The organism is Sphingomonas sp. A2-49, from assembly GCF_025548555.1.
Classification (GTDB): Bacteria; Pseudomonadota; Alphaproteobacteria; order Sphingomonadales; family Sphingomonadaceae; genus Sphingomonas.
In genome coordinates, this window is sequence record NZ_JAJLPA010000034.1 from 22,851 (window position 1) to 29,105 (window position 6,255).

Here is a 6,255-nt window from a genome sequence, read left to right on the forward strand (position 1 = left end):
TTTTTCTGCCCACCACAGGAGCTGAACATGGAAATTTATGACCGGGAGAAAGCCGTCGTTGCGGCGTTCTATGACAAACAGACGGGAAGCTATCAGTATGTGATCGCAGACAAGGCGACCCGCTCGGCTGCCATCATCGACCCCGTGTTCGACTTCGATGACAAGGCGGCGGCGACATGTACGTCCAACGCGGATGCAATCGCGCAATATGTCGAATCCGAGCGCCTCAAGGTCGAATGGATACTCGATACCCACCCACATGCGGACCACTTCTCCGCAGCACCATATCTGGCTGAGAAGTCCGGTGCGCCGCGCGCAATCGGAGAGAAGGTCGTCGGCGTGCAGAAGCTTTGGAAGGACATCTATTGCCTCCCCGATCTGCCCGACGACGGTAGCCAGTGGGACCGGCTGTTTGCCGCAGGCGACACGTTTCGCGTCGGCGAGCTTGAAGCCCGCGTACTGTTCTCCCCCGGCCATACGCTGGCTTCGATCACCTATGTGTTCGACGACGTGGCGTTCGTCCACGATACGCTGATGATGCCCGACTCCGGCACGTCGCGCGCGGATTTCCCGGGCGGTGACGCTCGTGAGTTGTACCACAGCATCCGCGAAATCCTCGATCTGCCGGGTAACACGGCTTTGTTCGTTGGCCATGACTACGGCAAGGACGGTCGCGAGCCGATGTGCATGGCCACCGTCGCGCAGCACCGCGCCGAAAACATTCATGTAAAGGATGGAATTGACGAGCAGCAGTTCGTCAAAACCCGTACCGAGCGCGACGCGACGCTGCCGTTGCCGGGCCTCATGCTGGCGGCGTTGCAGGTCAACATCCGGGGCGGTCATCTTCCCGAGCCGGAACACGACGGCCGTTCGTTCCTCAAGGTGCCGCTCAACTACTTTAAGCCGGTTGCCGAAGCCGCGTGAACATATGCGGGCGCGACCCTGATCGTGCATCGCACCGTCTCGCGCGTTCGTGCTGCTACCTTGCTGCACCCCTCGATCGTCTTGCGATTGGCCGTCACAATCCTGTCAGCCCCGACGATCGCGCGGAACTGCGCCGGATCGGCGCTCTGCATCATCCGCTGCCCGGCTTCCCAACGGGGCAAGTCGAGCGTCCGCGCCGCCATTCGCTCGGGCCATTGCCAGCTCGCCGGAGCGATCTCGCGCGCGACGAGGCCAGGCAGAATCGACCATACGAGGATGCCGATCGCTGCCCCGCCCAGCCCGAACCATAGCTGCCGGTTCTTCTGGTCGGCCCGCGTCCATGCCGATCCGGCGATGGCGCGAAGCTCGGCCATGACGCGGGCCTTATCCTCGCCGGCCTTGGCGAGCGCTGCCTGATCCTCACGCCGGGCGGCGTTGCCTGCTGCGGCGATCCGCTGCGCCATTTGCTCGGGTGTAATCGCCAGCGCCGGACTCCGAGCGATCACGTCGTTGATGACCGCGATCCGGTCAGCCGTGGCGTCCACGCCCTGCTGCATCCGCCCCAGTGTTTCCGAATAGTCGGGAACGTCGATATGCGCCCGCTCGGCCGCCAAGCCCTCCACGGCACGGCGTAGCAACGCCAGCTCGCGGTCCTGGCCTTCTATCACGGCACGCAGCCGGTCGAACGCCTCTGCTGGATCGCCGCCCTCTTGGATATCGTCGTCCATCGTCACCTACCGGCTCATGCCACGATCGCGGTCGCGGCCGATCGTGACCGACTGCGCCAGCTCGTTTGCGATCGACCGACCGCGCTCCATTTTCAGTTCCAGCTCGGGCGCGCGACGGTGCAACGCGGATTCGAGCTGCGGATCGCGATGCAGTCCGCCCGCGATGCTCTCCATGCGCTTGCCGATCTTTTCCGCGCCCGCCCGGTCGCCGGCACGCTCCATGCTGGTCCGAGCTTCCTTCAAGCCCTGCCACTGCTCCACGAACCGGCCCGCGCGTTTCTCCGGGTCGGTGCGGACCTGACGCTCGGTTTCCATCGCCTTCGCCGCGCCGCCCGTATTTCCCTCGGCCGCGTCGCGGGCAAGCCGGGGGTCGCGCTCGATCGCGTTGGCAAGGTCGCGCGCGGCATGGGGCCGGGTCTGGTCAAGCGTTTCGCCGGCCTTCGCCAGCGCCTGTTCCTGATGCGCCAGCACCGGCAACCCCTTGTCCCGCATCCGGCCTATATCGGCTGCGGCGCGCCCATAGCGTTCGATCGCACGGGCCTGCGAGGGTGCGAGCGGCTCCCTCGACTGCGCTCGGGACAGGCTGGCCGCGCTGCGCTCGGGCGACGTCGCCCGTTCCACTGCCGGTTTCAGCCGGAACCCCGCGAACATGCCCCGCGCCTTGTCGCGAACTTTCGCGACCATTTCACGCGCACGTTCCGGGAACCGGATCTCGCGCCGATCGGCGAACGCGCGGGCCTGATCCTGCTCCGGGACCGCATAGTCGCCCGCCATGTCCTTGCCACGCTCGCGCGACAGGGCGCGGACAAGCTGGCGCTGATCGGCGAAATCGTCGCGGCCATAGTGGAGCTGCACGTCTTCACGATGCCGCGACATGCCGACATAGGCGCTGTGCCGGTCCATCCCCGGGGTGGCGAGGACGTGCGCCCGATCGACCGTCACGCCCTGCGATTTGTGGAACGTCGCCGCGTAGCCGTGATCGACATGAGCGTAATCCTTGGTGTCGAACGCGACGCCACGCCCATCATCGAGGCGCACCGCCATGCCCTCAGGCGATACCCGCTCGATCGTCGCCAGCGTGCCGTTCTTGACCCCCATGCCGCGCTCGTTGCGAAGGAACATGATGCGGTCGCCGGTCGCGAATTGCCGCTCGCCGCGCTCTGCCTTCACCGTCACGTCGTCGCCAAGGTCGCCGGATGCGCGCAACCGGTCCCGCGCCTCGCCATTGAGGCTCTGCACCTCGGCGTTGGTGTGCGTGAGGATGATCCGGCTCTTGCCCGGTTCGGCCTGCCGCGCGCGATCCCAGCCGTCGACCAGCTCGCCCCGCGCCTGCTCCCGCGTGTCAGCCGCGTGGACCATGCCCTTGCCGTCATAGGCATGGATCGCCTCGCCGGTGCGCCCCGTCGCCAGCGCGCGCGTGGCGTCGCGCTGCCAGTCCTCGCGCTGCCGGCGTATCTCGGTGATCTCGGCCGCGCCGTGCCGCTCGGTGACGCTGCGGAACGCCGCGCCCGCCTCGATCGCCTGCAACTGCTCGGGGTCGCCCACCATGACGACCTTTGCCCCGGCGTCGCGGGCCTGGCTCAACACCCGCTCCATCTGCCGCGAGCCGATCATGCCCGCTTCGTCCACCACCAGCACGTCACGCGGGCTTAGCTGCTCGCGGCCCTGCCCCCATGCGTGCTCAAGGCTGGCGATGGTCCGCGATGCGATACCGGACCCGCCCTCAAGGTTCTCGGCCGCAATGCCCGACAGCGCCGCGCCGCGAACCGTGTAGCCCTGCTGCTCCCACGCCTCGCGCGCGACGCCGAGCATGGCGGATTTGCCGCTGCCGGCATAGCCGACGACGGACGCCAGCCCCGCGTCGCCGGTCACATGATCGAAGGCGTCACGCTGCTCACCCGACAGGACAAGACCCCTGCTCTCGGCCTTGGCCGTAGCGGCGTCACGGTGCCGATCGGCGACGCCATGCTCGCCCCGGCCCGCCAGCTCGTCGCCCGCACGTTCAAGCCGGTTCTCAACGGCGATCATGTCGCGCGCCGTGAACCGCTCCTGGTCGCGCCCATCCTTGCCCAATGCGACCAGCTCGGGGCTGGCGCGCACCGCCCCCATCACCTGGTCGAACTGCTCGTTGCCGTCGCTGTGCCGGAACGCGAACGTCGCAAGATCGCGGGTGGTGAACGTAGCCTGCTGCCGCGTGATCGCGTCTAGCGCCACGCCCGGGTTGGCAATGATCTTCTCGCCGTTCTCACGGGCGATGCGCGCGTGATCCTCGATCCGCTCCGCCTCAAGTCCCTGCTCCGGTCGCCGCGACGCGGCCGGGCCGATCTTGTGCTGTGGCTCCAGCTCGATGCCCTGCGCCTCATAGCTACGATGGTCGATCCGCCCCTCTAGCCCCAGCTCGGTCATGCGCTCGTTGACGTGCGCGCTCCATGCCTCGCGCCAGTCCTTCAATAGCTCGGTCGAGTTCCAGTCACGGTTCTTCTGGCCGAACCCCTCCGGCCCCACGTCGCGCATTGCCAGCATGACATGCGCGTGCGGCTTGGGGCTGCCGTCCTTCGCTTTGTCCCAATGCACGTTCAGGTCCGCGACCATGCCGCGATCTACAAACTGCTGCTTCACGAAGTCGCGCGCCAACGCGACGCCCTGCTTCTCATTCATCTCGCGCGGAATCGAGAACTCCACCTCGCGGGCAAGCTGCGCGTCCTTGCGCTTCTCCCCTGCCTCCACCTCGTTCCACAAGGTCGAGCGATCGTTTAAACGCTCCGGCGCGCCCTCCGGCAACATCACCTCGGAGTGGATGACGCCCGCCTTGTTGCTGAAATCGTGATCGCGCCCAAGCCGGTCATCGTGAAGCTCGGATGCCGAACGATAGGCCGCGCTCGCGACCGCGCTCGATCCGTTCGCGCGGCTCACAACCTTGGCAGAAAAGTGGTAGATCGCCATGATGGCTTGCTTATTGCACTACTAAGCGCACGTCGGCAACGATGTATAAGCGCGCACTCACAACTCGCTGCGCTCCTCGTGACTGACTTGCTGGCGCTTGTGGCTTGCACTCCTCGTCCGGTCTGGCAAACTGCTCCCACAAAGGAGAACACAATGAGCCGTGCATACGAAGATGCGATGGAGCGCCGAAGTGACGAGTATGTCGCCCGTGCGCTGGGTGTCAGTGTCGAGGCGCTCGACGATTATCCGTTCCAGCTCGACGAGAACGCCAGCGACGACGGGGTGGTCTATGGCTGGCGCGTTTTATGGGATGAGGAAGCACCGCCCGGTGTCGATGTAAACGGCGCAACCGGCTCGCAATGGTCCGATATTCCCGCCGCACCTGATGAACCCGACGAGGATGATTCCTGATGCGGAAAGTTCGCGATTACGACGCCGAGCTAAAGGCGCTCGGCGACAAGGCCCGGTCACTCAAGGCGAAGCGGGTCGAACAGCTAGGCCAGCTCGTAGCCGCCACCGGGGCCGATACGCTTGATGCCGAGACGCTGGCGGGCGTGCTGCTCGATGCGATCGGATCAAAAGATGCGGGCGCAAGGGAGGCGTGGCGGTCGAAGGGCGCGGCCTTCTTTCAACGGCGCGGGCGCAAAGGTGGCGGCGATGCTGGCGGTATCGGATCGGGCGCTCAAGCTGAACCGGGCGGCGACGCTGCGAGCGGAAGCGACGCAGCGGCGAACCGATAGCAGGGCCTGGGTCGTGCAACGCCGCGAACGAACGCGCCACCTAATCGAGCTGGGCGGGCTGGTCCAGAAAGCCGGGCTGGTCGAACTGACCGACGATGATCGCGCCACCCTCTACGGCGCGCTGCTCGATCTGGCGGGACGCGCTCGCGGTGATGATGCCGGAGACGTGCTGACGCTGTGGAAGCGACGCGGCAAACGCGCGTTCGATGCGGACGCGGAAGGGAGTGAAGCACCATGAGCGATTTCGACGTTGAGGCGGTGCGGGCGGAAGTTCGGGCTATGGATTTCGTGCGCGGCACGCCTGCGGAAGTCGCCATGTGGCGCGAGGACATGGCAGAGTCGCGCGCCAACCTCGTAATCGAGGACATGATCCCGTCGCCTAACGACGATGCGTTTTTCGACATGCTGCTGGATAAAGGGGTATCCCCTCCCCTCGTGTCGCAAATCCTGCTCCGGCTCCTCAATCATCCCGACGCCGATCGCTCCCTGCCGATCACGCCCGTCGCCGTGGCGGTCTGATGGCTGGTCCGCTCATTGGCGGGCGTCGGCCGATAAGCTGGCGGTTCGCGATCGTCGTGGCCGTGGTGGTGCTGTTCGCCAGCAACGCCTGGCTCAAGGGCATCTTCGGCTCTGGAGAGATTGCGACCGACATTCCGTTTCTGCTGTTCGGCCTGATCCTGTTCTGCACCTGGCGCGTCAACCGGAACGCCGCCAACCGGCAAAGCGAGCTGCTGGGGTCGGCCCGGTTCGGCGACCGCGCCGACGTGCGAAAGCTGGAAGAAAGCGGGGATCTCCTGATCGGCCGCTCGGCGAAGTCGGGGAAGCTGCTGCACTACGATGGCGCAGCGCATCTGCTGACGATGGCACCCACCCGGTCGGGCAAGGGCGTCGGCACGATCATCCCCAACCTGCTGCTGCTC

At 66.1% G+C, this 6,255-nt stretch carries 8 protein-coding genes; 6 read left to right on the forward strand and 2 right to left on the reverse strand.

The features are described from left to right. Positions 1-27 precede the first annotated feature (27 nt). Positions 28-924, forward strand: a complete 897-nt coding sequence (locus LPN01_RS18045) for an MBL fold metallo-hydrolase (protein WP_262829800.1) — start codon at positions 28-30, stop codon at positions 922-924. On the opposite strand, the gene LPN01_RS18050 is transcribed toward LPN01_RS18045, so the two are convergent. Together LPN01_RS18050 and traA are read right to left on the reverse strand one after the other, a co-directional pair. Further along, positions 894-1,652 (reverse strand): DUF6118 family protein, encoded by a 759-nt coding sequence (locus tag LPN01_RS18050; RefSeq protein ID WP_262829801.1) that lies wholly within the window; start codon positions 1,650-1,652, stop codon positions 894-896. The two genes, LPN01_RS18045 and LPN01_RS18050, sit on opposite strands and share 31 nt — an antisense overlap. A gap of 6 nt (positions 1,653-1,658) precedes the next feature. Then, the gene (traA, locus tag LPN01_RS18055) at positions 1,659-4,595 is read right to left on the reverse strand and encodes a Ti-type conjugative transfer relaxase TraA (RefSeq protein WP_262829802.1); all 2,937 of its coding nucleotides are present in this window, start codon (positions 4,593-4,595) and stop codon (positions 1,659-1,661) included. A gap of 153 nt (positions 4,596-4,748) precedes the next feature. Between traA and LPN01_RS18060 the strand changes: the two genes are divergently transcribed. The 5 genes from LPN01_RS18060 to LPN01_RS18080 all read left to right on the forward strand — a co-directional run. After that, on the forward strand, positions 4,749-5,006 hold the full coding sequence (locus tag LPN01_RS18060; protein WP_262829803.1) for a hypothetical protein: 258 nt from the start codon (positions 4,749-4,751) through the stop codon (positions 5,004-5,006). After that, positions 5,006-5,335 carry a conjugal transfer protein TraD gene (locus tag LPN01_RS18065; RefSeq protein ID WP_262829804.1) on the forward strand — a complete coding sequence of 110 codons (330 nt, stop codon included), beginning with the start codon at positions 5,006-5,008 and terminating at the stop codon, positions 5,333-5,335. The genes LPN01_RS18060 and LPN01_RS18065 overlap by 1 nt, the downstream gene beginning before the upstream one ends. Positions 5,336-5,348: 13 nt before the next feature. Beyond that, on the forward strand, positions 5,349-5,573 hold the full coding sequence (locus tag LPN01_RS18070; RefSeq protein ID WP_262829805.1) for a conjugal transfer protein TraD: 225 nt from the start codon (positions 5,349-5,351) through the stop codon (positions 5,571-5,573). After that, the gene (locus tag LPN01_RS18075) at positions 5,570-5,854 is read left to right on the forward strand and encodes a hypothetical protein (RefSeq protein WP_262829806.1); all 285 of its coding nucleotides are present in this window, start codon (positions 5,570-5,572) and stop codon (positions 5,852-5,854) included. The genes LPN01_RS18070 and LPN01_RS18075 overlap by 4 nt, the downstream gene beginning before the upstream one ends. Next, positions 5,854-6,255: type IV secretory system conjugative DNA transfer family protein (locus LPN01_RS18080; RefSeq protein ID WP_262829807.1), on the forward strand; the 402-nt coding region annotated here is incomplete at its 3' end. The genes LPN01_RS18075 and LPN01_RS18080, both read left to right, overlap by 1 nt.

Bases quoted from the DNA above. Each gene is read 5' to 3' on its own strand.
- LPN01_RS18045 (WP_262829800.1), top strand. From the start codon at position 28: ATGGAAATTTATGACCGGGAGAAAGCCGTCGTTGCGGCGTTCTATGAC.
- LPN01_RS18050 (WP_262829801.1), bottom strand. From the start codon at position 1,652: ATGGACGACGATATCCAAGAGGGCGGCGATCCAGCAGAGGCGTTCGAC.
- traA (WP_262829802.1), bottom strand. From the start codon at position 4,595: ATGGCGATCTACCACTTTTCTGCCAAGGTTGTGAGCCGCGCGAACGGA.
- LPN01_RS18060 (WP_262829803.1), top strand. From the start codon at position 4,749: ATGAGCCGTGCATACGAAGATGCGATGGAGCGCCGAAGTGACGAGTAT.
- LPN01_RS18065 (WP_262829804.1), top strand. From the start codon at position 5,006: ATGCGGAAAGTTCGCGATTACGACGCCGAGCTAAAGGCGCTCGGCGAC.
- LPN01_RS18075 (WP_262829806.1), top strand. From the start codon at position 5,570: ATGAGCGATTTCGACGTTGAGGCGGTGCGGGCGGAAGTTCGGGCTATG.